Source organism: Streptomyces sp. NPDC005728 (genome assembly GCF_040630895.1).
In the GTDB taxonomy this organism is placed as follows: Bacteria; Actinomycetota; Actinomycetes; order Streptomycetales; family Streptomycetaceae; genus Streptomyces.
In genome coordinates this window covers 48,579-73,422 of record NZ_JBEXYL010000013.1, presented here as the reverse complement: position 1 = coordinate 73,422, position 24,844 = coordinate 48,579, and the positions used below count along the sequence as shown (strand labels likewise).

Sequence of the window (24,844 nt, the reverse complement as noted above, 5' to 3'; positions counted from 1 at the left end):
ACAGTCCTCCGTCCGCGGTATGCAGTCCGCCGTCTACGGTAGACGGTCCACCCTCCACAGCAAGCAGTCCACCGCCGACCGTATCCCCTACCGCAGCCCCCGCCCCGTCTCCAGCACCTCCCGCGCCTGTGCCACCAGCCCGTCCGCTCCGCAGGAGCGGGCGAGCGCCAGGCCCCGGTTGAGTTCCGCGACCGAGCGGGTCGCGATGCCGTACTCGACCCGGGCCGCCGCGTGCTCGTACTGGCAGGGCGAGGCCTCCAGATAGGCGACGGCCTGTGCGGCGAGCCGGACCGAGCGCTGGCCGGTCTCCAGGACGGCGGCGCACCGCAGGGCCTCGCCGATGGCCGTGTCCGTGCCGAACCGCTCGGCCTGTCGGCGGGCGTCCGCGGCGAGTTGGGCGGCCCGGGCGGGGTCCTGTGTGGCGAGCGCCCTGGCGAGGTCGATGGACCAGGGTGCGAGGACGGGGTTGTGGCCGCCGCGGGAGGCGGCGGTCTTCTCGGCGGCCTCCAGTTCGTTGATGCCCTCCTCCGCGCGGCCGACGGCGAGCAGCAGCCTGCCGCGTACGGAGCGGATGTCGGGCAGGACGATCGTGGACGGGTAGGGCGGCGCGAAGCCGTACTGCTCGGCGATCGACCAGGCCTCGCCGACCTGTCCGCGGGCCAGCAGGGTGTCGACGAGTCCGCAGGTCGCCGACCAGTACAGCGGCAGGCCGCGGCCGACGCGCTCGGCCAGGGCGAGCGCCTCGCGCAGTGTGGACTCGGCGTCCTTCAGGCGGCCCTGCCTGCGGTAGGCGAGGCCGAGGAAGGCGTTGGCGAGGGAGAGGTGGCCGCCGCGCCAGCCGGCGCCGGTGTAGGTGCGCAGGGCCTCGGCGAAGAGGCTTTCGGCGCGGTCGAGCCGGTCGGCGTAGGTGTACGCGCTGCCGAGCATCATCAGCAGTTCGATGCCCCACTCGCCGTCGATCCAGCCGAGGCCGGGCGCGAGGCGGCCGTTGACGAGGGCGCGGTCGCACAGCTGGAGGACCTCCTCGGCGTTCTCGCCGTGGGTCATCGCGTCGAAGCCGCGCAGGATCAGCAGGGCGCGCTCGGAGTTGTCCCGGCCGGTGCAGGTGCCGGCCAGCTCGGCCAGGCGCCGGGAGCGTTCCTGGGAGACGGTCTCGCCGTGGATGCCCTCCCACATGAACTGCACGGCCTGCAGTCGCAGCCGGACCGGCCCCGCCTCGTGCCGGGCGGCCTCGGCCTCGACCGTGCGGACGGCCTCCTCCAGCTGGTCGTTGTGGAGCAGTGCCTGGGAGAGCCGGACCACGGCGTCGACGCGCTGGCCACCGTCGAGGCCGGGCATGGCGAGCGCGCGCTGCAGGTGCTCGATGGTGACGGCGGGTGCGGTGAGCAGGGTGGCGTGGCCCAGTTCGTAGAGAACGTGCGCGTGGACCTCGGGCCGGGGCGGCTCCTCCAGGGCGCGTTCCAGGCAGCGGCGGGCGGCGTCGGGTGCGCCGACGGCCAGGTGTTCGCGGGCCGCCTCGCGCAGCTGCCCGACGAGTTCCTCGTCGTCGTCCGGGTGCACCTTCAGCAGGTGCCGGGAAGCCTCGGCGGCGCCGTGTCCCGTCTCGGTGAGGATCTGCGCGGCGACACCGTGCATGGCGGTGCACACGCCGGGCGGGATGGAGTTGTAGACGGCGGAGGCGATCAGCGGGTGGACGAACTCCAGCTCGCCCTCCTCGGTCTCGGCGCCGGCCGCCGGGTCGGGTTCGGTGAGGATGCGGGCGTTGACCAGCAGTTCGGCGCAGCGCTCGGCGATGTCGGTGTCCATGCTGGAGAGCCGTGCGACGAGGTCGACGGAGATGCCGGTGCCGAGGATGGCGGCGGCCCAGGCGAACCGGGTGGCCTCGATGCCGAGCCCTTTGAGGCGATCGACGAGGCCGCCGCCGCGGGCGGCGCGGTTCAGGGCGCGCAGTTCGGAGGCCCGGGCCTCGACCGGCTGGACTTCGCTGTCCTGCACCTTGGCGAGGAGTTCGACGGTGTCGTACGGGTTGCCGCCGGTGACCGCCCAGACCTCGCGGCAGAACGGGTCGTCGGAGTGCCGGCCGACCGTGGCACGGGTGAGTCCGGCGGTGGCCTCCGGGGTGAGGGCGCTGAGGTTGTTGACGGGGCGGCCGGCCGCGGCGGCCACCGCGTCGAGGTGGCGGGCGCTGTCGCCGCTCACCTCGCCGGGCCGGCGGGCGACCACGACGAGCACGGACAGGTCGTCCAGGCGTTCGGCGAACGCAGCGAGCCAGCGCAGGGTCTCCTGGTCGGCCCAGTGGGCGTCGTCGACGAGCAGGACGAGCGGCCACTCGCGGCGGGCGAGCCGGCGCACGGCCGCGACGAGTCCGTCGCAGACGTACTGCGGGTCGACGCTGCCCTCTCCCGGGTCGACTATCCCGAGGGCGGGGCCGGCGATGTCGTACCAGTCGCCGAGGTACTCGCGGGCCTCCTCCGGCAGCAGGGTGACCAGCGCGGGCTGCAGCAGTTGCCGCACCACGTTGAACGGCACGGATTTCAGGGTCTCGCCGCCGCGGGCGGACCACACGGCGCAGCCGCGGCGCTCGGCGATGCGGCGTGTCTCGTTCATCAGTGCGGTCTTGCCGAGTCCGGCCTCGCCCCGGAACACCAGGAGGCTGCCCGCGGAAGACCGGTCGGCGCACAGGACGTCGAGCGCCCGTGTGACGGTGGCGATCTCCGCGTCCCGCTCCCACAGGGAAGCCGTGGCAGCCGCCGGCGGCCGTCCCTCCGTCATCCCGTTACCTCCCCAGGTCGCCCGAATGACGTACAGACCCCGAGCGTAGCCGTCCGATGGGATGTGTGGTGGCCGGTCCGGGCAGGTGTTGCCCCGCCGGGTGAAAGTGAAGACGGCCGGGCGACGCGCACCCGGTCCGACCAGCCGGTGAAGAGCCGACGGAGCGTCAACAGGGCCTGGAATGAAGCTGATTTTCGGAAACGGCAGTGATCGTGGATCCCGCGGCGGTACGGCGGCTCGCGCCCCGGCGCCGCCGACGGTGCGGGCGGTGGCGGCGGGGTCGGTGGGCAACCTCGTGGAGTGGTACGAGTTCGGTGTCTACGGCTATCTGGCCACGGTCCTCGCCGAGCGGTTCTTCACCCCGGTCGGCGGGGGCGCGGCCGAGGGGCTGGTGCGGACGTACGCCTCCTTCGCGCTGGCCTTCTTCTTCCGGCCCGTCGGCGCGGCCCTGTTCGGCCGGCTGGGCGACCGGATCGGGCGGCGGCCGGTGCTGATCGGGGTGATCGTGCTGATGACGGCCGCGACGACGCTGATCGGCACGCTGCCGACGTACGCCACGGCAGGTGCACTGGCACCCTGGCTGCTGACGTTCCTGAGGGCGCTTCAGGGTTTGTCGGCGGGCGGGGAGTTCGGCGGGGCGGTGGCGCTGATGACGGAGTTCGCGCCACCGGGACGGCGCGGACTGTACGGCGCGTGGCAGTCGTTCACGGTGGCCCTGGGTCTGCTGGGCGGTGCGGGGGTCGCGGCGGCGACGGCCACCGTGCTCACCGAGGCCCAACTGGCCCACTGGGGATGGCGGTTGCCCTTTGTGCTGGCGTTGCCGCTGGGGCTGGTGGCGCTGTGGCTGCGGGTCGGGCTGGAAGAATCACCGGAGTTCCGGGAGCGGGAGGAATCGTCCCGGTCGCGGGAGCCGGGGCAATCATCCGGGTCGCGGGTTCGGGACAAGGCCGCTGCCCGCCCGGGCGGTGCCGGGGTGGTCGCGTCGGCGGTGCTGCTGGCCGCGGGGCGGGTCATGGGCTGGTCGGCGGCCGGCTACACGTTCCTGGTCGTCCTCCCCTCGTACCTCCAGGCCTCGCTGCACGCGGACGTCCGGCAGGCGCTGATCGCCACCGTGCCGGCCAACGTCGGGTTCGCGGCGGCGATCCTTCCGGCGGGGCTGCTCAGCGACCGGGTCGGGCGGCGGCCGGTGATGCTGGCGGGCGCGGTGCTGGTGGCCGCGCTGGCGGTGCCGTTGTTCCATCTGCTTCAGGACGCCGGAGCTTCGGCCGTGGTCAAGGGCGTGGCCACGTGTGCCGCGGGCGCGGTGGTGGGGCTGATGGCCGGGCCCGGGCCCGCGCTGCTCGCCGAGATGTTCCCGGCGCGGGTGCGCTGGACGGGCCTCGGGCTGGCCTACTCCCTGTCGAACGCGGTGTTCTCCGGCTGCGCGGGGCTGATCATCACCGAGGCCGTGCGGCGGACAGGGAACGTGGACGTGCCCGCCTACTACGCGGCCGCGGTGTGCGCGGTGAGTGCGCTGGCGCTTCTCAAACGGTCTTCGAGGATGGTGAGTTGAGCGATGCGAGTGATCGGGATGATGTCGGGGACGTCGCACGACGCGGTCGACGCGGCCGCCGCGGATCTGTGCCTCGACGGCGACACGCTGCTGCTGAAACCGCTGGGGATGGTGAGCACGCCGTACGACGACAGGCTGCGCGAGGCGCTCGCCGCGGCGCTGCCGCCGGCCGCCGTCCCGCTCGCCGAGGTGTGCCGGCTCGACACCCGCATCGGGCAGGCGTTCGCCGCGGCCGCGGTCCGGGCCGACCGTGAACTGTGCGGCGGGCAGGGTGAGTTGGTGGCCTCGCACGGGCAGACCGTCTACCACTGGGCCGACGGCGGCCGGGTGCACGGCACGCTCCAGCTGGGGCAGCCCGCGTGGATCGCCGAGGCGACCGGGCTGCCGGTGGTCGCCGACTTCCGGGCCCGGGACGTGGCCGCGGGCGGGCAGGGCGCGCCCCTGGTGAGCATGGTCGACCTGCTGTGGCTGCGGAGCAGGCCGGGCACGCCGGTCGCGCTGAACATCGGCGGCATCGCCAACCTGACGGCGCCGGACGGGACGGCCTTCGACACCGGGCCGGGGTGCGCGCTGCTCGACGCGGCGGCCCGGGAGTTCAGCGGCGGGCGGCTCACCCACGACGTCGACGGGGCGCTGGCCGCGCGGGGCCGGCCGGACCTGCCGCTGCTGGACCGGCTCCTCGCGGATCCGTACTACGCGCTGGTGCCGCCCAAGACGACCGGGAAGGAGCTGTTCCACTCCGGGTATCTGCGGGCAGCCGGGACGGACGGCCTGTCCGCGGAGGACGTGCTGGCGACGCTCACCCTGCTGACGGCCCGGACGGTCGCCGACGCGGTACGGTCCGTCGGCGCCACGGAGGTGGTCGCCTCCGGCGGTGGCACCCGCAACCCGCAGCTCATGTCCCGGCTCCGGCAGCTGCTTCCGCAGACCGCCGTACGCACCTCGGACGGGCTCGGTCTGCCCGCCGCCGCGAAGGAGGCGTACGCCTTCGCGGTCCTCGGTTTCCTCACCGCCCACGGCCTCCCCGGCACCGACCCCCGCAGCACGGGCGCCGGCCACCCGAGCGTGCTGGGGTCGGTGACACCGGGGCGGGCGGGCCTGCGCCTGCCGTCCGCCCCGCGGGGCGGGCCGGTGCGCCTGGCGGTGGAGGGGTGAGGAAGCCCGCCGGGTGGGCACCGGGTGACGGACGCAGCACAGAAATCCTCGGTGAAAATGTCCGGTCCGCCCGGTTGGCGACGGATCCTCTCATCCCGCTTTCACCGATGCCTCATACGGTGGGGGCATGACGCAGGTGACTCCTCCCGGGTGGTACCCCGACCCCGGGCAGACGCATGACGGTCCGCCCACCGAGCGCTGGTGGGACGGCAAGGCCTGGACGGACCAGACCCGCCCCGCCGGGACGGCCGCCACGTGGGGTTCCCCGGCGCAGCAGCCGGCCGACGCCGCGCAGCCCGCCGGTGCCGCACAGCCGGCTCCCCCGGGGTACGCGGGGTACTCGGCGTACCCGGGTTATCCGGCGTATCCGGCCCAGCCGCCGGCCGCGCCCCGGCGCGGTCTGCGTACGGGCATAGCCGTCGCGGTGGCGGTCGCGGTCCTGGTGAGCATCGGGGTCGGCGTGTACGCCCTCGCCAAGGGCGGCGGCGACGGCGACCGCGCCGGTTCGCAGCAAGGGCAGGGCGACCGGAACGGCGGCCGGAACGGCGGCCCCGGCGGCGGATCGGGCGGGTCCGGTGGCTCGGGCGGATCGGGCGGGTCCGGTGGCCCGGGCGGGTCGCCGTCCCCGGGGCAGTCCGCGGCGCCCAAGGTCGAGGGGGGCGGCACGGTGCCGGATCCGGTGAACGGGATCAGCCTGCCCGTGCCGGACGGCTGGACCGGGCAGACGATCAGCGTCGGTGTCCAGGTGACCTCCGACGACTCCTACAAGTGCCCCGGCAGCAGCACCCAGACCTGCACCGCGGGCGGCGCCTACACGGCGCCCGCTCTCGTGCTCGGCACGAAAGGCGACACGGCCGAGGCGGTCGCCGAGGCGGACATCGCGGCCAACGCCAAGCAGTCCTACGGCGGTTCCACCTACGGCAGCATCACCTCGCACGAGGTGCTGGCCTCCCGGGCCGTGACGGTGGCCGGGCAGAAGGGCTACCTGGTGCGCTGGAAGGCGGTCACCAGCAAGGGCGCGGACGGCTACGTCGAGTCGGTGGCGTTTCCCTCGCCCAACGACGCCAAGCAGATCGTCGTGGTGCGCTTCGGCGTGGACGTCGGGCAGAAGGTGTCCGTCATCGACGAGATCCTCAAGGGCATCAAGGTCTCGTCGGGCGGCGGGAACGGCCAGAACGTCTGACGACCGCCGGCGTCCGACGACCGTCGGCGCCCGCAGACCTCCGAGGTCCGAAGACCTCCGGAGACAGAAGTCGGCCGGGTGGGGCGCCCCTCCGCTCAAGAGGAGCCCCACCCGGCCGGGGGGTGCGCGCCGCCCCCGTCCCCACGGTGCGGCGCGAGCAGGTCACCGTTCAGTCATCCCGTGAACGGCGGCCTGGGTTCTCAGGTCAGTCCGAGCGCGGGCAGCACCGTGGCCTCCACGAAACGGACGAGATAGGCGGCGTCGGCGTTCTGGCCGGTCAGCACCGGGCGGACGCGCAGGACGCCGAACATCATCGCGGGGATGTACTCCAGCGCCGGGTGGTCGGCCGGCACCTCGCCCCGGGCCACGCCCCGGGCCAGCATCTCCTGGAGCGCGGCGATCTCGGGCAGGACCAACGCCTCGCGCAGCGCCTGGGCCAGCTCGTGGTCGGCGGTGACCGCGTGGCCGAGCGCCTGCATGAGCCGGGCGTCCTTGCTGGACCAGTCGCCCGCGGCCCGCGCCGCCTGGCGCAGGTCCTCGGGAAGCGACCCGGTGTCGATGCCGACGAAGCGCACCTTGCGGTTGGCGCGCAGCGCGGCCGCGACGAACTGGGGCTTGGTCTTCCACTGCCGGTAGAGCGTGGACTTGCTGCACCGGGTGCTGGCGGCGACGCCCTCCATGGTCACGGAGTCGTAGCCGCACTCGCGGATCTGCTCCAGCACGGCGTCGAAGAACTCCCGCTCACGCTCAGGCGTGATCTTGGAGCGGCTCGAAGCGGCGACCGTGTCCGGTCCGTCCGCGGCCTGCGACGTCATGCGTGACTTCTCCTCACTCGTCAAGCGGCTCTCGTACCAGGCCCGCTGAAGCCGCGCTCGAGCGCGGCCGCGGAACCTGTCTCCAGTGTGGCGCACATCAATCGATACGCCAGTGTACCGGTACCCAAGCGTATCGGTACACTGGCGTATCGGTACGATGACGTATCGATGAGTTCCGGGCCTCGGCCCGGTCTCGGCACGCACCAGCACACGCACGACCGTCACCGAAGGGGCCGGGGGATGAATGCCCGAACCGAGCCTGCAGAAGCGGAGCCGGACGCGATAACGCGCCCGCCGCTCCTCCGTGAGTTCCTGCTCGTCGCAGGGCTGTTCCTCGTCTACAAGCTCGGGCGGCAGCTGGCCACCGGCCATACCGCGGACGCCTTCGGCAACGCCCGCCGTGTGTGGAACTTCGAGCGTGCCGTGCATCTTCCCGACGAGACCGCCGTGCAGTCCGCACTGCTGCACGGCGACACCCTCGTACACCTGGCGAACACCTACTACGCGACCGTCCACTTCCCGGCCACGCTGGCCTTCCTGGTGTGGCTGTACGTCAGGCGGCCCGCGCACTACGTGTGGGCCCGCCGGGTGCTGGCCGCGGTGACCACCGCCGCACTGGTGCTGCCGTTCACGTTCCCGCTGGCCCCGCCGCGGATGCTGACCGGCACCGGCCTCGTGGACACCGCCCGGATCTACGGCCCCTCCGTCTACGGCCCGCCCTCCAGCGACCACCTCTCCAACCAGTTCGCCGCGATGCCGTCGCTGCACTTCGGGTGGGCTCTGATGGTGGCGATCGGCCTGATCGCGGCCACCCGGTCGCGCTGGCGCCGGCTGTGGCTGCTGCATCCGCTGATCACCCTGCTGGTGATCGTGGGCACGGCGAACCACTACTGGCTCGACGCGATCGTGGCGACCGCCATGCTCGCCATCGCCCTCGCGGTCGTCCCTCCGCCACGGCGCACCTCCAGCACGGCGGGACGCGGCGCGCGACGGCTCGACCCGAAGGAGTCCGTCCTGGTGGGGGCGGGCCGATGAGCGCCGCCGCCCTGATCGCCGTCGGCCTGTCACTGGTCTCGGCCGTCGCCTACGCCACGGCCGCCGTCGCGCAGGAACGCCTCGCCTCCCGCGGCTCCGGCGCGGGCCTGGTGCGGCTGCTCGGCACCGGCGCCTGGTGGTCGGCCGTCGGCCTGAACGCGGGTGCCGCGCTGCTGCACGTGGTGGCCCTCAAGTACGGTCCGCTGACCCTCGTCCAGCCGCTGGGCGCGCTCACCCTGGTCGCGGCCGTGCCGCTCGGGGCACGGGCGGCGGGGCGGCGGGTCAGCGCGGTGGAGTGGCGCGGTACGGCGCTCACGCTGCTGGGTCTCGGCGCGCTGCTGGTCACCGCCTCGGGCCCGGCGCCCGCTCGGGTGCTGAGCCTGACCGAGGCACTGGCGGTCGCCGGTACGACCGCCACCCTGATCGGCCTGCTCTCCCGGCCCGGCGCCCGGCCGGGCCTCAGGCACGCGACCGCCGCCGGCTTCGCCTCGGGTGTCGCCTCCGCACTCACCCAGACGGTGACGGTGGCGGCCACGGACCGCACCGGTCCGGCGCCGAGCGTCGAGGTGGTCGTGGTCGCCGTCCTGGTCGCCGCGTTCGCCACCGGCGGGCTGCTGCTGTCGCAGACGGCCTACCGCGGCGGCCTCGGCGCCCCGCTGGCCGTGGTCACCCTGGCCAACCCGGTCGCCGCCGCGCTCATCGGCCTGACCCTGCTCGGGCAGGGGCTGCAGGGCGGCACCGGCGGCGTGCTGCTGGCGCTGGCCGGGGCGGGCCTGGCCGCCTGGGGTGTGGTCCTGCTGACCCGGGCGACGCCCGGACCCGGCCGCGCCGACGGGCTCGACGAGCACGACAAGCACGACGAGCACCCCGTCGCCGCCGTCCTGGCGCTGGAGCCGGGCACGGCCGCGGCGGAACCGGCGCTGGTGCCACGGCAGCCGGAACAGCCCGGGCATCTCACCGCGCTCTGAGCGGACAAAAGTCGGCGGCCGGTGCGCGCGGACTCTCCGCATGCACCGGCCGCCGTGGCCGTACGTCCTCGAAAGGGCCGTCGGGGCCTTGCTCAGCCCCAGCCCCGCGAGTCCTGCTTGAGGGCGGTGTCGACGGTCAGGGCCGTCGCCACCACGAGGCTCAGCAGCGGCTCGGGCAGCTGGTAGTGGATCTGCAGGACGTAGTTGTCCGCCGTCGTGAACAGCGTCTTGGCGAGGCCTTCCCAGGTCTTGGTGATCCGGGCCACCTCGTTGTCCGCGTGGTCGACGATCGCGAAGTTCCACGCCCGCCAGTTCTCCGCCTTGATCGCGCCGACCTGCTGGCCGTTCGCGTTCATCGCGAAGTTGATCTTCCCGATCATGTTCTTCTGCACGATCTCACCGACCGGCGAGCCGTCCGGTCGGGTCACGATGACCCGGGACTTGAAGATCTTCGCGGGCCGGGTCATCACCAGCTGCGGCTGACCGTAGGCGTCGCGGATCTCCAGCTTGTGCGTCATGAACTGGTCGAGGCTGGAGACGAAGCGCAGGATCTTCTTCAGCGCGCTCTGGCCGACCTGGACGACCGAGCCGATCTCGCGGCCGCCCTGGTCCATGACCTTGTACTCGTTGGTCAGCTCGATCAGCTTGGCCTTCTGGTTCACGACCAGGACCGGCTCGGTGAACAGGGTGCCGCCGCCGGCACCGCCGGCCGCGACGCCCGCCTGCTGCTGCACCTGGCGCTGCACCTTGGGGTCGGCGGCCTGCTGCTGCGGGATGTGTGCGGCCGGCTGCTGGGGAGCGGCCTGCTGCTGCGGAACCTGCCCGGCGGCCTGCTGGGCCGGGTTCGTGTGGTCGGTCCACTGCGCGCCGTCCCAGTAACGGAGCGTCTGGGCAGCCCCGTGCGGATCGGGGTACCAGCCTGCAGGGGTGTTCGATTGCGTGGTCACCGGGGCACACTACCCTGATGTGACCGGTACCTGACCAGTCCGCACGGAGCGGTGTTCATCGCCCGTTCACCCCGTGATGATGGCCGGGTCACTGACGCCGGCGCGCCCGTTCTCGACGTGGCCGGCGAAGCCGCGCAGGAAGGCCGGGTCGCCGTCCGAGGTGACCGTGAGGTCGTACCAGCGCTTGCTCGCCGTGAGCCCGACGGTCTGCTTCACGGTGGCGCCGGGCCGCACGGTGACACCGACCGGGCTGCCGCCGTAGCGGTTCACGAGCTTCAGCTGCGCCGTGCCGGAGCCCTTGTTGGTGAAGGTCAGCTCGACGTCGTCGCCGACGTACCGGGCCGTGACCTCGGGTCCGGCGACCTTGCTGCGGCCCTTGAAGAGGCGCAGGAAGCCGTTCGGGCCGTGCACGGCGAGGTCGTACGAGCCGCCGGAGTAGGCCGAGTTCCAGGTGTCGGAGAGGGTCTTGCCGGCCTCGGTGGTGTAGGGCCAGGGGCCGTCGGTGCGGTTGTTCGAGGTGACCAGGAACGCGGCACCCGCCTGCGCGCCGGAGGCGAAGGAGAGCGTGAACTTCCCGGCCGCCGTGTCCGCCGCACCGTCCACCACCGGGGCGTACTTCAGCGGACGGGTGGGGCGGCAGCCGCGCTCCTGCCCGGGCAGGGCGGGGCTGGCCGGCGGGACGGGCACGTAGTCGGGGTGCCGGTTGTGGTCCGGCGGCTGGTAGCCGGCCGTGGACGGCAGCGTGACCGGCGCGGTGTCCTTGCGGGAGAAGTCGAAGGCGGCGGTCAGGTCGCCGCAGACCGCACGGCGCCAGGGCGAGATGTTCGGCTCCTGGACACCGAAGCGACGCTCGACGAACCGGATGATCGAGGTGTGGTCGAAGGTCTCGGAGCAGACGTAACCGCCCTTGCTCCACGGCGAGACGACCAGCATCGGCACCCGCTGGCCGAGCCCGTAGGGGCCGGCGGGGTGGCCGGCGTCGCCCTTGAACAGGTCGAGCGCGGGGTCCACGGTGGACCTGCCCTGGGCGGCGGAGGCCGGCGGGAAGGGCGGGATCACGTGGTCGAAGAAGCCGTCGTTCTCGTCGTAGGTGATGAACAGTGCCGTCTTGCCCCACACCTCGGGGTTCGAGGTGAGCGCGTCCAGGACCTGGGCGACGTACCAGGCGCCGTAGTTGGCGGGCCAGTTGGGGTGCTCGGTGAAGGCCTCGGGGGCGACGATCCAGGAGACCTGGGGCAGCGTGCCCGCCTCGACGTCCGCCTTGAGCCGGTCGAAGAAGCCCTCGCCCTTGCGCGCGTCGGTGCCGGTGCGGGCCTTGTCGTAGAGCGGGTCGCCGGGCTTGGCGTTCCGGTACTGGTTGAAGTAGAGCAGCGAGTTGTCGCCGTAGTTGCCGCGGTAGGCGTCGTTGATCCAGCCCCAGCCGCCGTTCGCGTCCAGCCCGTCGCCGACGTCCTGGTAGATCTTCCAGGAGACGCCGGCCTGCTCCAGGCGCTCCGGGTACGTCGTCCAGGAGTAGCCCTTCTCGTCGTTGCCGAGGACCGGGCCGCCGCCCTTGCCGTCGTTGCCGGTGTGGCCCGTCCACATGTAGTAGCGGTTCGGGTCGGTGGAGCCTATGAAGGAACAGTGGTAGGCGTCGCAGATGGTGAAGGCGTCGGCGAGCGCGTAGTGGAAGGGGATGTCCTCGCGCGTCAGGTACGCCATCGTCGTCGACGACTTGGCGGGTACCCACTTGTCGTACTTGCCGCCGTTGAACGCGGCGTGCCCGTCGTTCCAGCCGTGCGGGAGGTCCTGGATGAACGCCAGGCCCAGGTCGTCGGCGTCCGGGTGGAAGGGGAGGATGTCCTTCGTGCCGTCGGACTGCTTCCAGACGGACCTGCCGTTCTGCGTCACCGGACGCGGGTCGCCGAAGCCCCGCACGCCCCGGAGCGAACCGAAGTAGTGGTCGAACGAACGGTTCTCCTGCATCAGGACGACGATGTGCTCGACGTCCTCGACCGAACCCGTGCGGTGGAGGGCGGGCAGCGCGGCAGCGCGCTGGATACTGCTGGACAGCGCGGTGAACGCCGTCGTGGCGCCCGCGAGCTGAAGGAATCGCCGCCGGTTCACTTCGGTCATGAGTGAGGGTCCTCTCGTCCTGCGTTCCTGACGTACGCGATGCCGTCGGATGACGGAATCTGCGCGCAGCGAGTGTTCCAAGAGCAGCAAACGTCAGGGAAGGGTCTGATGGCGCGGATGTGAAAGTCGTCGGTACGCCGGGGGGTGGGGCTCATGCCGCCTTTGCCCGTGTCCTCACCGCTGCGGATTCCGCGGCCGGTTGACCCGCCGGCAGTCATACGAGAGCCCCCGATGTCCCGTCTCCGGTACGGGCGGCACGGCCCGCGGCCGCGAGATCCGGCCAACTGCCGGACGGAAGGAGGAGCAGCGGCCCGCGCTTCCCCGCCGGACACGGACTGGGACTCCGTTCCGGGCGCCGGGCGTCCAGGAGGGTTCCGGCCGTTCGGGCGCAGGGGCCGGATCCGGACAGGACGGCCCGGCTTTCGGCATGCCCGGACGGCGTGCACGGATATCGTTGTCACCATCCGCGAGGGGGCGGACGGTACGGCGATCGGGGTGCCATCCATGTTCGAGGTACGTCTGCTCGGGCCGGTGGAGGCGTGGGAGGGCGGCCGGCGCGCTCCGCTCGGCGGTTCCAGGCCCCTCGCCGTGCTCGGTGCCCTGGTCGTGCACCTCGGTGAAGTGGTCTCCACCGAGCGGCTCGTGGACCTCGTCTGGGACGAGCGGGCCCCGGCGACGGCGGGCGCGCTGGTCGCCACACATGTCTCCGCGGTGCGCCGCGCGCTGGCCCGGATCGGCTCGGCCGAGGTCATCCGCACCCGCCCGCCCGGCTACGTCGCCGACCTCGACCCGGCCCAGGTCGACGCCCGCCGATTCGAGCAACTCCTCACGGCCGCCCGGGCCGAGACCGCTGCCGGACACCCGGCTCGGGCGGTGGACGTCCTCGGCAAGGCGCTGGGCGTGTGGCGGGGGCAGGAAGCGCTGGAAGGGCTCGGCCAGACCTTCGCGCGGATCGAGTCGGCCCGGTTGGCGGAGCTGCGGCTGGTCGCCCTGGAGGAGTCCTTCGGGCTGCGGCTCGAACTGGGCCGCGAGGACGAGACGATCGCCCCGCTGCTGGCGCACGTCGCCGCCCACCCGCTGCGCGAGCGGCCGCGCGGCCAGCTGATGACCGCCCTCCTGCGCACCGGCCGCGTCTCCGACGCCCTGCGCACCTACCGGGAGGGCCGCGCGGTCCTGCGCGACGAACTGGGCATCGACCCCGGCCCACAGCTGCGCGCACTGCACCGGGCCGCGCTCAGCGACGACCCCACCACCGCTCTGGACACACCCTCAGCGCCCAAGGCCCGGAGCCTGCCGGGCGCGGACCGGAGCCTCCACCGGCGGACCCGGGCGGGGACGGGGGCGGACCGGGGTCCCAACTGGCACACCGGGCCGGCGGCGAGAGTGGGCCAGGGCCCCAACCGGCAGACGGGCAGGGGCCCCGAACGGCAGGCCGAGCCGGAGGCGGACGCAGGCCAGGGCCCCGAACGGCACACCCAACAGGCAGCAGACGGAGGTCAGGGCCCCGACCGGCAGACGGACACGGGCTCCGACCGGCACACCGGGCCGACGGCGGACCCGAGCCAGGACCCCAACCGGCAGACGGGCAGACGCCCCGACCGGCAGACCCAGCCGACGGCGGGCGCAGGCCCGGCCCCCGACCGACACACCGAACAGACGGCGAGAGCGGGCCAGGGCCCCAACCGGCAGACGCACACGGGCTCCGACCGGCAGACCGAGCCGACGGCGGACGCGGGCAGGGTCCCCCAACGGCAGGCCGGACCGACGGCGGACGTGGGCGGGGGCCTCCCCTGGCGGACCGAACCCATGACGGACGCAGGCCAGGGTCCCGACCGGCACACCGAACAGGCCGCAGACGCGGGCCGGGCCCCCGACCGACAGACGGGCAGGGAAGCCGACCGGCAGACCGAGCCGGAGGCGGACGCGGCGCGGACAGGGCCTCGTCCGGGCCGGCGCTCCGGCGGTGGCGCGGGAGCCGTGCCGGGGGTCGGGCTGCTGGCCGAGGGACCCCGGCCCGAGGCGGGCGCCGCGTCCGACGGCCGCGCAGAGGCCGCTTCCGGCGCCCGGCCCCCGGGCGGCCCCGGCCCGCACGGCCACGCCCCCTCCGCCGCCCGTCCGAAGACCGCCGAGGGCACGGCACCGGCCCCGTACGACGTCCACCCCCAAGCCGGGCCCGGCACCCGTCCGCGCGCCGGATCCGGCGCGCCACCGCAGAGCGGGCCGACCGACCGTCTGCACTCCCGCACCCTCACCGTCCCGCCCCCGCGCACACCCCCGGTCCCCTCCCATCTCCCGCCCGACATCGCCGACTTCGTGGGCCGGTCCGAGCAGATCGCCTGGGCGGCCGGGTTGTTGGAGGGCGCCGGTGCCGCCGGGCGGACCGCGCCGCCGATCGGAGTGATCTCAGGGCGTTCGGGCTCGGGCAAGACCGCGCTCGCCGTCCACGTCGGCCACCGTACCGCCGAACTCTTCCCGGACGGACGGCTGTTCCTGGACCTGCGGGCCGCCGACGCCACCCCGCTGCAGCCCGCCGACGCCCTCGCCCGGCTGCTGCGGGCCATGGGTGCCGAGCCGGAGACGCTGCCCGGCAGCCTGGCGGAGCTGACCGGCCTGTACCGCACCCACGTCGGGCACCGCCGGGTCCTGCTGATCCTCGACAACGCGGCCGGCGAGGCACACGTACGACCGCTGCTGCCGCCCGGCGCCGGCTCCGCCGTGCTGGTCACCAGCCGACGGCGGCTGGTGGCGCTGGAGGGCGCGGCCCACCTGGACCTGACCGTGCCCGGCGAGGAGGACGCGCTCGAACTGCTGCGGCGGGTGGCCGGACCGGAGCGGACGAGCGCCGAGCCGGAGCGGGCCGCGGAGATCGTCGCGCTGTGCGGCCGGCTGCCGCTCGCGGTGCGCATCGCCGGCGCGCGGCTCGCCGCCCGCCCGCACTGGGCGCCGGGCCGGCTCGCCGGCCGGCTGCGCGACGAGCGGCGCCGGCTCAACGAACTCAGCGCGGGAGACCTGGAGTTGCGCTCCAGCCTCGAACTCGGTTACGCCGACCTCGATCCGCAGGAGCGACAGGCGCTGCGCCGGCTGGCCCTGCTGGACCTGCCCGACTTCGCCGCCTGGATCGCCGCACCGCTGCTCGACATCGGCGCGGACGAGGCCGAGGAGGCCGTCGAGCGGCTGGTGGACTGCCACTTCATCGATGTGATCGGCGTGGACGGGACCGGCCGGGCCCGCTACCGCATCCATGACCTGGCCCGGGAACACGCCCGGGAGCGCTGCCTCACGGAGGAGAGTCCCGAGGAGCGGGCGGCGGCGGTGCTGCGGCTGGTCGCCTGCTGGCTGGATCTCGCCCGCAAGGCGGCCGCGCGAGGACCGGGCGGTGCGGCCCGGCACTTCCCGGAACCGGCCGCCGTACGCCCCCTCGATCCGGAGACGGAGGAATCGCTGCTGGAGCGGCCCGCGGCCTGGTTCGCCGCCGAGCAGGCCGGTCTGCTCGCGGCCGCCGTCCACTGCGCCGACCGTCAACTTCCGCGCGCCGCAAGGGATCTCGCCGGAGCACTGATGGCCGGTTCGGCCGCCCTCTACAACCAGTTCGACGCCTGGTCCCGCTCGCACACCGCGGCCATGGCGGCGGTCCGCCGCAGCGGCGACAAGGAGGGAGAGGCCTGGCTGCTCACCGGCCTGGGCCAGCTCCGTTACGAGCAGGACGACTTCGACGCCTCGTACGCCTACTTCGCCGACGCGCTGCGTCTGTTCGAGCAGTGCGGGAACGTACCGCACGGGGCGGCCCTGGCGCTCGCGGGGATGGGCACGGCCCGGCGCGAACAGTCCCGGCACGACGAGGCGCTGGCACTGCTGGGCGCCTCGCTGGAGCGGTACGGCTCCGCGGGCGACGTCGGCGCGCGGGCGCGCGTGCTGTACGGCATCGGCCATCTGCACCGCGAGCAGGGCAAGGGCGCCGAGGCCCGGCAGGCGCTGACCGAGGCGCTGGAGCTGTACCGCACGGCGTTCGACCGGAACGGCGAGGGTCTCACCCTGCGGTCGCTGGCCCTGTGCCATCGCGCCGACGGCGAACTCGCCGAGGCCGAGCGGGTGTTGCACGAGGCGTTGCGGCTCTTCGCCGACCTGCGCGACACCTTCGGCACGATGTACACCGAGCAGTCGCTGGCCAAGGTGGAGCTGCGCAGCGGCCGCCCCGGTCGGGCGGTGGAACGGCTCGGCCGCTGTCTGGAGGTGGCCCTGGAACGCCAGGACCGGTTCGGTGAGGCCCTGGTGCTGCGCACGCTGGGCGAGGCCCGCCTGGCCGCCGCCGACACCGACGCAGCCCGTGACCCGCTGCAACGGGCCCTGGCGGTCTGGGAGGAGCTGCGCCTGCCGGTGTGGCGGGCGCGGACCCTGTGGGACCTGGCGGCGGTGCGGGCGGCCGACGGCGAGGAGGAGGCGGCGCGTACGGCCCGGGCGGAGGCACTGGAGGTGTTCCGCGTGCTGGGTTGCCGGGAGGCGCGGGAGCGAGCGGACGAGGGCGGCTGAACCAGGCGTACGGAAGCTGCAGAACCCCTGGGCGGGCGCTTGCAGAGATCCTGCAGAGTCTTTGCAGAGGCGCCCGCCACGCTGAGAGCGTGACGGACATCATCCCGCTCTCCGACCCGCGGGTCGCCGGGGTCACCGAGCGCGAATGCGGTGAACCACTGGTCGACCTGCGCGAGGTTCCCGAGTTGCTGCTCGACCCGCGGCAGGCCGACGACACCGGCGCCTACGCCCACCTCCGGTCCGGGGCGCTCCGGCGTCTGCTGCGTGCGCAGCGGCTGCTGCCCGCCGGAGTCCGGTTCCTGGTGGTGGAGGGGTACCGGCCGCCGGACCTGCAACGGCGCTACTTCGAGAGCTATGCGGCCACGATGCGCAAGGCCCACCCGGGCGCCGCGCCCGCCCTCATACGGGAGCTGGCCAGCGCCTACATCTCCCCGCCCGAGGTCGCCCCGCACGTCAGCGGCGGGGCGGTGGACCTGACCCTGTGCACCGAGGACGGCACCGAACTCCCGCTCGGCACCGAGGTCAACGCCACCCCCGAGGAGAGCGAGGGTGCCTGCCGCACGGCCGCCCCGGGCATCGACGCCGAGGCGCGCGCCAACCGGACCCTGATGGACCGGGCGCTGACCGCGACCGGTTTCGTCAACTACCCCACCGAGTGGTGGCACTGGTCGTACGGCGACCGGTACTGGGCGCTGCTGCGCCACGCCCCGGCCGCCCGCTACGGTCCGGCCGACCCGCCGGCCCCGCCCGCGCGGAGCGCACGGACCGCATGACCCGACGGTCCGACGACTCCGTCGCCGGCACACGTACCGGCGGCGGCACCACGCCACTCCGCACCACGACCGACGATCGGGGGAACCCATGGAGACCAGCGGCGGTATCTGCGCCCCGGCGCCGCGCACGGACGACCGCGTCGGTCCGGGCGAGTTCGACGCCTCCTTCACCGCCGACATGCCGCGGCTGCGCAGACGGCTGCTGGCGCTGACCGGCAACCCGCACGACGCCGACGACCTGCTGCAGGAGACGTATCTGCGGCTCTCCCGGCGGGCGCGTGCCCGCAGTCTCGCCCCGCAGCGGCACCCGTACGCCTACACCTGCGCGGTCGCCCTGAACCTGCTGCGCGACTCCTGGCTGCACCCGTCCCGGCGGGAGCGCGTCACGGACCGGCTGCCGGAGTCCGGCTGGGACGGCGGGCTCGGTACGTACGAGGCGAGCGCCACGGCCCTCGCGCTGCTGAGCGTGCTCTCCCCGAAGGAGGCGGCCGCGGTGATCCTCGTCGACCTGGAGGGCCTCAGCCACGACTCGGCCGGCGAGCGCCTCGGCGCCCATCGCGGCACGGTCCAGCGCAACCGGATGCGCGCCCTGGCCAAGATGCGGGCGGCGCTGACCGCCCAGTAGACGCCGGTGCGGCGCCCGACGGGGGTGGGCGCCGCACCGGAACCGGCGCCCGCACGCTGTGCGGGCGCCGGGCACACACCCCCCACCGCCGTGGCCCGTTGCCCGGGTGACGGAACGTCGATGAAGGATGTGCTCCTTGAAGACCGGAACCACGCGCCGGCTCATCGGCCGGGCGCTCGCCACCGCGGTGGCGGCGGCCCTGGCCGCCTTCCTGCCCACGACCGCGCACGCGGTCACGCAACCCCGTGCCACGACGGCGGCCCAGGAGGCGGGTTGCGGTGTCCTCGCGCCCGGCGCCTCCGCCACCGCGCAGGCGGCCGTGGAGGCGGCCTGTGCGCAGATCGGCGTCTGGTACAGCTGGGGCGGCGGCCACGGCGCCACGCCCGGCCCCACCTACGGCTACTACGACGGGTCCGACCCCGACAGCATGCACGACAACGAGCGCAAGGGCTTCGACTGCTCGGGCCTGACGCGCTACGCGTACTACCGGGCGACCGGCAAGGACCTGCTCAACGGCACCGCGAACGACCAGTTCCACACCTCCCAGGCCGCCGCCCGCTTCTCGGCGGGACAGGGCACGGGCCCGCTCGTCCCCGGTGACCTGATGTTCTGGGGCAGCGGGCACATCCACCACGTGGCGATGTACCTGGGCGCCGGGCAGATGGTCGAGGCGTACGAGTCCGGCACCCACATCCGCGTCGCCCCGGTACGCACGGGCGGCGACTACGCGGGCGCCGTCCGCATCAACCCGTCGGGCACCCCGACTCCCCCGCCGGCCGACGGCGGTACGGTCTTCGAGACCTGGGGCACCAGCGTGCGCACCCACAGCTCGCCGAGCGTGCGGGCCTCCGTCGTGGACACCTTCGCCGGGCCGACGCAGGTCTCGGTGCAGTGCCAGGAGCACGCGGAGACGGTCACCGCCGAGGGCTACACCAACGACATCTGGTCGAAGCTGGCCGACGGTTCCTGGCTGACGAACATCTACATCAAGGGCCCGGCCTCGCTGCCCGGCATCCCGGACTGCGGCGGCAGCAGCCCGGCGCCGCCGAGCGGGGGCAGCAAGCCGCACCAGACGTGGGGCACGGGGGTGCGCACGCACAGCCAGCCGAACGTCAACGCGTCCGTGGTGGACTACTTCGCCCAGCCGACGACGGTCAACGTGGTCTGCCAGGCGCACGCGCAGGAGGTCACGGCCGAGGGCTACACCAACGACGCCTGGTCCAAGCTGACCGACGGCTCGTGGATGACCAACATCTACCTCAAGGGTCCGGCCTGGCTGACGGACGTACCCACCTGCTGAGCGGGCGTCTTCCCGGGGCCGGTTCCGACGGCTCCGGGAAGACGGTTCGGAGAAGTCCTCATATGAGGGGATCGAAGGGATGAAGAGATGTAATATCCCGCGCACATGACGTCCGCCGGCGCGTTCCCGGCGGTGCGCGAGGGGGAGGAAACCATGATCAGAAAGTGCGCGGCTGCGCTCGCGGCGATACTGCTCGCGAGCGGCTGCGGCGGCTCACCGGACCATCGTTCGAGTGCGGAGGGATCCTCTTCGGCGGGCGTCTCCCAGTCCGCTTCCGACACCGCTTCGGCGACCCCGGCCGTCAGCAGTTCCTCTCCTGAGCCGACCCCCACCACGCAGGAACCCGTGGTGGAGACCCCCACCGAGGAGGTCGCGACGTCCGACACTCCGGACACGTGGAGCGGGGACGACACGACGGAGGACGACGACCAGTCGGCCGGAGACGGGAGTCAGGACTGCGCGGACCTGGCCGGCAGCGGCACCTTCACCGACCCGCTGCAACTCGGCGTCGTGGACGGCCCGGTGACGGCCCAGAACTGCGCCCCGCTCACCTCGGGCTCACCGTTCAACGTGCGCTACTTCTCGTTCACCCTGTCCGGTACGCCGGGCGCGGACGCCCGTGCCGGGGCGTCCTTCACACTCACCCAGGATGCGCTCGGCCCGGTGTACCCGGCGATCGTCCAGCCGAACGGATGGGTCCTCAAGCACAGCCTCGGGTCCGGCTACTGGACCGGAACGGAGCCCGACTTCACCGGCCGCTACCAGCAGCTCTCGGACCTGGCTCCGGGCACCTACATCCTCCGTACGGAGAAACTCGACTCCCCCCTGCACTCCCTGTCCACGCCTTCCTACGACGTCGTCGTCGACCCCGACAGCTCCACCGGGTCCTGAAAATCCTCAAGGGGCACAGGAATTCACTTCTGTTCTTTATTGACCGAATGTGAAGTGCCTGCCCTTTAAGGCACATTATCCCTTAAACTCTCCGGCAACACGCCAGGAAGCGCGCCGGGGGGCGCGTCGGGGGGAGCTGGTTTCTCGTGCGCCGTGGACGCCGTAGACCGTTGTGCGCAACCCTTGCGAGCTGCGCCGCACTGCTCATCCCCCTCTGCCTGTCCGCCGCGCCGGCGTACGCCACGGACCCGGCTGCTCCCTACGCCGAACTGACCCCGGATTCCGGGGAGATAGTGCCCGGTGGCGGTCCGCTGACCGTGGACGCCACGTTCCACAACACGCTGGACACCGACATCACGGACAGCTTCATCGTCGCCGTCGGCATCCGGCTCGCGCCGCCCGCGACCCGGCTGACATCCGATCAGGTCACCATGGAATGGTTCGACGCCGGCCCGTCCGTATGGCGGCCGGTGCAGCTGACACCGGGTGACACCGCGCTCAGCGGCTACCTCGGCACCGACGCCGGCCTGCCCTCCGTGGGTTCGCTCCCGGCGGGCGATTCGGCCCGCATCCCCCTCCGCTTCTCGCTGGCCTCCGGAGTGCCGGCGCCGTCCACCCTCCAGTTCGTCGCGCAGGGCCTGATCCAGCCCACGACCTCGGTCGATCCGGTGGCCCTGATGGACGGCAAGGCGTCCTACTCCGTGGCCGGCCAGGCGACGGCCCCGGCACCGGACGCGGACTCGTCGTCGCAGACAGCCCCGTCGTCGCAGACAGCCTCGTCACAGACGGCGTCGTCGACGGCGAGCCTCTCGCGGGGCAGTACGGCGAGCGGGGCGGCGACACCCACCGGTACCCCGCCCGTCGCCGCTCCCGCCCCGTCGGCGCTGTCCGGCGGCACCGGAGGAAAGGGGCTCGCGGGCACCGGAACATCCGCATCGATCGTGGCGATCTGCGTGGCCGCCCTCGTCTTCGCCACCGTTGTCGCCATCGGCCTGACCCGGCAGCGTCGCCGCCGGCGGCCCTGAACCCGCCCGCGGTCGACGCCACCGCCGTCCGCACGAGCGCACCACAGGTCCGTCCTCACGGGAGGAACTCATGTACCACCGCACGGGCCAGGATGTCCTGCGCGACGTGGTCCGCCGCGTCGCTCCGGACGAACTGGAGAAGCTGGACGCGACCTGCCGGGCGTACCTGGCCCGGCCCCATCCCCCGCAGCGCCTGCACCGGCCGGCCGGGGACCCGCTGGGCATCGGCTTCGAGTCCGCGGTGGTGCTGCCGGTCCTGGTGGCGGTGGTCTCGCAGGTACTCGCCGACCTCGCCTCCGGGCGCATCCAGGCGGGCGGCACCCGGCTGAAGCGCTGGTGGCGACACCGGCGCGGGGCCGACACCGAGGGCAGGCGCGCCGCGCTGACGTCGCCCGTCCCGGAACTCTCCGAGGTGACACGCCAGGAACTCGCGGACTGGGCCATCGCCCAGGGCCGTACCGCCGGCCTGTCCGCGCCCCGGGCCGAAACCTGCGCGCAGATCATCGTCGTGGCCGTGGTACGCGGGAACGCAGGGCCGCAGAGCGACGAGTCACCGGACACCGGGTACACGACACGGCGACCGATGACCGACGGGTCGGCAGCAGCCGCGGCCCGTGACACGGGACCTCGACAGGAGTTGGGGCCGGAGCCGGCCCCGGACCCGGATGCACTCGCGGAACCTGAGCCCCGCACCGCTCCGGCCCCGCGGACGCCGACCGCCGGGGCGGGCGACGAGGCAAGGGCGAGCGACGGTTCCGGGGCGGCCGACGAAGCCAGGCCGAGCGACGAGGCCAGGGCGTCGAACGAGGCCAGGCCCAGCGACCAGGCCAGGGCGCGGCTGAGGCCGGAAGCCGGAGACGAAGCCGGGGCAGGGCTGAGGCCGGAAGCCGGGGACGCGGCGGCGGCGAACCCGTCGGTGTCGTGAGCGCCGCGCCGGGCGAGGCCGGCCCGCCCTCCTCCAGCACCTCCCACGGGGCCACCACCGACATCGCCGAACGGAGCGACGTCGCCCGTGCACTGGTGTCCAGCCCGCTGCCGATGCCGACCACCACCCGGCTGGCCCTGCTGGTCCTCGTGGCCGGCGCCGGCGCCTCGTTCGCCACCTGGTGGTGGCTGGTCCTGGGCCGCGGCAACTGGCCGGACGCCCAACTCGCCTGCCTGCCCTCCTCCGACGCAGCCCCGGACGAGGTGCTCACCCGATTCACCGGATGTGTCAACGACGTACGGCTGGCGCAGTCGGCGGTGGTGGTGTGCGGGCCGCTCGCCCTGCTGGCCCTCGCCGTGCTGTGCCGGGCCGCCGGACGCCGGCTGAGCCTGTGGCGGTGGCGGGCGACACCGGACCACTCCTCACCGCTCGCCCACCGCCTGACCGCCGTCGCGCCCCTAGGAGAACGGCCCCGGCCGGTGCTGTGGGTGCGCGGCCGGCGCGTCGGGGTCCGGGCGCGCGCATCGGGCACCGTCCGCCGGCCCCTGATCGTCGCCGACTCCCACGTCTTCAGCCTGCCCGACCGGCGCGTGGACGCGATGTTCCGTCATGAACTGGCCCATCTGCGCCTGCGGGACGTGGGCCGGGTGCAGTTGGCCGTCGCGGCCTGGTGGCTCCTGCTTCTCGGTGTCACCCTGCCGATGGGAGTCGCGCTGGCCCGCGAGCCCGGACTGCTGGGTGCCGGTCTGCTGGTGCGGATGGCGGTCGTCCTGGCCGTCGTACTGCTCACCCTGTGCGCCGTGCTGCGCGTGCGGGAGTACGACGCCGACCTCGCCGCGTCGGCGGATCCGGACGCACCCCGGGGCGCCACCGCCGCCCACATCGGCTCGGCCCTCCCGCCGCGCCGCGTCGAGCACCTCGTACGGTCCCTGGGCCTTGCCACGCATCCCACACCCGCGGACCGCCTGACCGTGCTCGCCGATCCGGCGCGGTCCTGGGGCCTGTCGTCCCCGGAGTGCCTCACCACCGGGCTCGCCGCAGGCCTGGTGTTCACCGACCTGTCGCTACTGGTGGCCGCCCTGATGCCCGAGCACACCCGACTCGCCTACATGGTGGCCGGATTGCTGACCGGCTGGGTCGTCGCCGGGGTGGTGACCGTGGCGTGGTGGCGGGCAGTCGCCGTCGGACACCGTGACGCGTCCGGCCGGCGCGCGGCGCGGGCCGGAGCCGCGCTCGGTCTCGGTGTGCTCCTGGGCAGCCAGCTCGCCGGGCGGGCGGCCGGTGACTGGGTACGGGACACCGGCACGGCGGACGGGCTGGCCACGGCGCTCTCCCTGACCCATGTGCCGCGCGGGCAGACGCTGGCCCTGGGGGCGGCGCTCGTGGCCGGCGGGGCGCTGTTCGCCCTCTGGACCACCTCCCTCGCCAGAGCCCTGGGGGCCACGGTGGACGGTTCCCGTTCGGCAGCCCCCTGCGCGGCGGCCGTCGGACTGTCCGGGGTCCTGCTGGCCGTGCCGCTGAGCAGTTGGTTCCTGTTCGCCCGGCTGACGGCGGCCGGTGCCGCCCCTGACATCCGGTGGGCGGTGGTCGACACGCCCTGGTGGGTGACGGGGATGCTGACGACCGTCGTCGGCGCACTGGTACCGGCGGCCGCCGCCCGCGGCCCGAGGCGTCCGGGGCAGAGCGGCACCGGGGGACTGCGGTCCTTGGTCCTGCCGGCTGCCGCCGCGGTCCTGATCACGGCCGGGGCAGGATGGGCGGCATTCGGCGGCGGACCGGCCACGGCACCGGCCACAGCACCGGCCGCGCACTCCTCCGACGACGCGACGACGTCTGCGGCGCCGACGACTCCGACGACGCCGACGGACTCACCGGACGCCCCGGACGCCCCCGCCTCCGGCAGCGGTGACCGGACCGTACCCCTGGAGCAACTCCCGTTGCTGCCGCCCGAGGAGGAGCGGACGGACGCCATGAGGACGGACACCGCCCTCGTCTGCCGTGCGTTGTCCCTGGGCGGTACCGCCGTCTGGTCCGACCCCCAACACCGCGCCGATACGGCCGAGTTGCTCGGCGGTCCCGACGACACCGTGCTGCGGGCCGCCTCCGCCGTCCTGCTGCGCGACGGGTCGGGGCCCCTGGACGAGCACGCGCTGGTCGCCTCCGTCCTGCGCTGCGACCTGTACTTCCGCTACGGCCGCTGACCGGCCGTGCCCGACGATCCGCCCGCCGTCCGAGG

General features: G+C 73.8%; 17 protein-coding genes. 13 read left to right on the top strand and 4 right to left on the bottom strand.

Going from position 1 to position 24,844, the window contains the following annotated elements; genetic code table 11:
- Positions 1–87: 87 nt before the first annotated feature.
- Positions 88–2,772 (bottom strand): AAA family ATPase, encoded by a 2,685-nt coding sequence (locus ABZ471_RS12085; protein ID WP_359065200.1) that lies wholly within the window; start codon positions 2,770–2,772, stop codon positions 88–90.
- A gap of 181 nt (positions 2,773–2,953) precedes the next feature.
- On the opposite strand from ABZ471_RS12085, the gene ABZ471_RS12080 reads away from it, so the two are divergent.
- The 3 genes from ABZ471_RS12080 to ABZ471_RS12070 all read left to right on the top strand — a co-directional run bounded on the left by ABZ471_RS12080 (position 2,954) and on the right by ABZ471_RS12070 (position 6,662).
- A complete protein-coding gene (locus ABZ471_RS12080) occupies positions 2,954–4,324 on the top strand; it encodes an MFS transporter (RefSeq protein WP_359065198.1) in 1,371 nt (456 codons plus the stop codon).
- Between the two features lie 3 nt (positions 4,325–4,327).
- The gene (locus tag ABZ471_RS12075; protein WP_359065196.1) at positions 4,328–5,479 is read left to right on the top strand and encodes an anhydro-N-acetylmuramic acid kinase; all 1,152 of its coding nucleotides are present in this window, start codon (positions 4,328–4,330) and stop codon (positions 5,477–5,479) included.
- 127 nt (positions 5,480–5,606) lie between these two features.
- Entirely contained in the window at positions 5,607–6,662 is a 1,056-nt protein-coding gene (locus ABZ471_RS12070) for a DUF2510 domain-containing protein (protein ID WP_359065194.1), read from the top strand.
- 200 nt (positions 6,663–6,862) lie between these two features.
- On the opposite strand, the gene ABZ471_RS12065 is transcribed toward ABZ471_RS12070, so the two are convergent.
- A complete protein-coding gene (locus ABZ471_RS12065) occupies positions 6,863–7,477 on the bottom strand; it encodes a TetR/AcrR family transcriptional regulator (protein WP_359065192.1) in 615 nt (204 codons plus the stop codon).
- Between the two features lie 240 nt (positions 7,478–7,717).
- On the opposite strand from ABZ471_RS12065, the gene ABZ471_RS12060 reads away from it, so the two are divergent.
- Both ABZ471_RS12060 and ABZ471_RS12055 read left to right on the top strand, forming a co-directional pair.
- Positions 7,718–8,512: a phosphatase PAP2 family protein gene (locus ABZ471_RS12060; RefSeq protein WP_359065190.1), complete on the top strand. Its 795-nt coding sequence runs from the start codon at positions 7,718–7,720 to the stop codon at positions 8,510–8,512.
- Positions 8,509–9,480: a hypothetical protein gene (locus ABZ471_RS12055; protein ID WP_359065188.1), complete on the top strand. Its 972-nt coding sequence runs from the start codon at positions 8,509–8,511 to the stop codon at positions 9,478–9,480. The genes ABZ471_RS12060 and ABZ471_RS12055 overlap by 4 nt, the downstream gene beginning before the upstream one ends.
- 92 nt (positions 9,481–9,572) lie before the next feature.
- Here ABZ471_RS12055 and ABZ471_RS12050 read toward each other — a convergent pair whose 3' ends face one another.
- Positions 9,573–10,427 (bottom strand): phospholipid scramblase-related protein, encoded by an 855-nt coding sequence (locus ABZ471_RS12050; RefSeq protein WP_359065186.1) that lies wholly within the window; start codon positions 10,425–10,427, stop codon positions 9,573–9,575.
- A 66-nt stretch (positions 10,428–10,493) separates the two neighbouring features.
- Positions 10,494–12,542, bottom strand: a complete 2,049-nt coding sequence (locus tag ABZ471_RS12045) for a phosphocholine-specific phospholipase C (protein WP_359065184.1) — start codon at positions 12,540–12,542, stop codon at positions 10,494–10,496.
- A 504-nt stretch (positions 12,543–13,046) separates the two neighbouring features.
- Here ABZ471_RS12045 and ABZ471_RS12040 point away from each other — a divergent pair.
- The 8 genes from ABZ471_RS12040 to ABZ471_RS12005 all read left to right on the top strand — a co-directional run bounded on the left by ABZ471_RS12040 (position 13,047) and on the right by ABZ471_RS12005 (position 24,809).
- Positions 13,047–17,069: a BTAD domain-containing putative transcriptional regulator gene (locus ABZ471_RS12040; RefSeq protein ID WP_359065182.1), complete on the top strand. Its 4,023-nt coding sequence runs from the start codon at positions 13,047–13,049 to the stop codon at positions 17,067–17,069.
- 89 nt (positions 17,070–17,158) lie between these two features.
- Positions 17,159–17,842: a M15 family metallopeptidase gene (locus ABZ471_RS12035; protein WP_359065180.1), complete on the top strand. Its 684-nt coding sequence runs from the start codon at positions 17,159–17,161 to the stop codon at positions 17,840–17,842.
- Between the two features lie 88 nt (positions 17,843–17,930).
- Complete coding sequence (locus ABZ471_RS12030; RefSeq protein WP_359065178.1) at positions 17,931–18,467, top strand: RNA polymerase sigma factor; 537 nt, start codon at positions 17,931–17,933, stop codon at positions 18,465–18,467.
- Positions 18,468–18,594: 127 nt separating this feature from the next.
- A complete protein-coding gene (locus ABZ471_RS12025) occupies positions 18,595–19,767 on the top strand; it encodes an NlpC/P60 family protein (protein ID WP_359065176.1) in 1,173 nt (390 codons plus the stop codon).
- 105 nt (positions 19,768–19,872) lie between these two features.
- A complete protein-coding gene (locus tag ABZ471_RS12020) occupies positions 19,873–20,658 on the top strand; it encodes a hypothetical protein (protein WP_359065174.1) in 786 nt (261 codons plus the stop codon).
- A 170-nt stretch (positions 20,659–20,828) separates the two neighbouring features.
- Entirely contained in the window at positions 20,829–21,683 is an 855-nt protein-coding gene (locus ABZ471_RS12015; protein WP_359065172.1) for a hypothetical protein, read from the top strand.
- A 70-nt stretch (positions 21,684–21,753) separates the two neighbouring features.
- Positions 21,754–22,608, top strand: coding sequence for a hypothetical protein (locus ABZ471_RS12010; RefSeq protein ID WP_359065170.1), 855 nt, complete (start codon positions 21,754–21,756; stop codon positions 22,606–22,608).
- Positions 22,605–24,809, top strand: coding sequence for a M48 family metalloprotease (locus ABZ471_RS12005; RefSeq protein WP_359065167.1), 2,205 nt, complete (start codon positions 22,605–22,607; stop codon positions 24,807–24,809). Before ABZ471_RS12010 ends, ABZ471_RS12005 begins: the two co-directional genes overlap by 4 nt.
- The last annotated feature ends 35 nt before the right edge of the window (positions 24,810–24,844 follow it).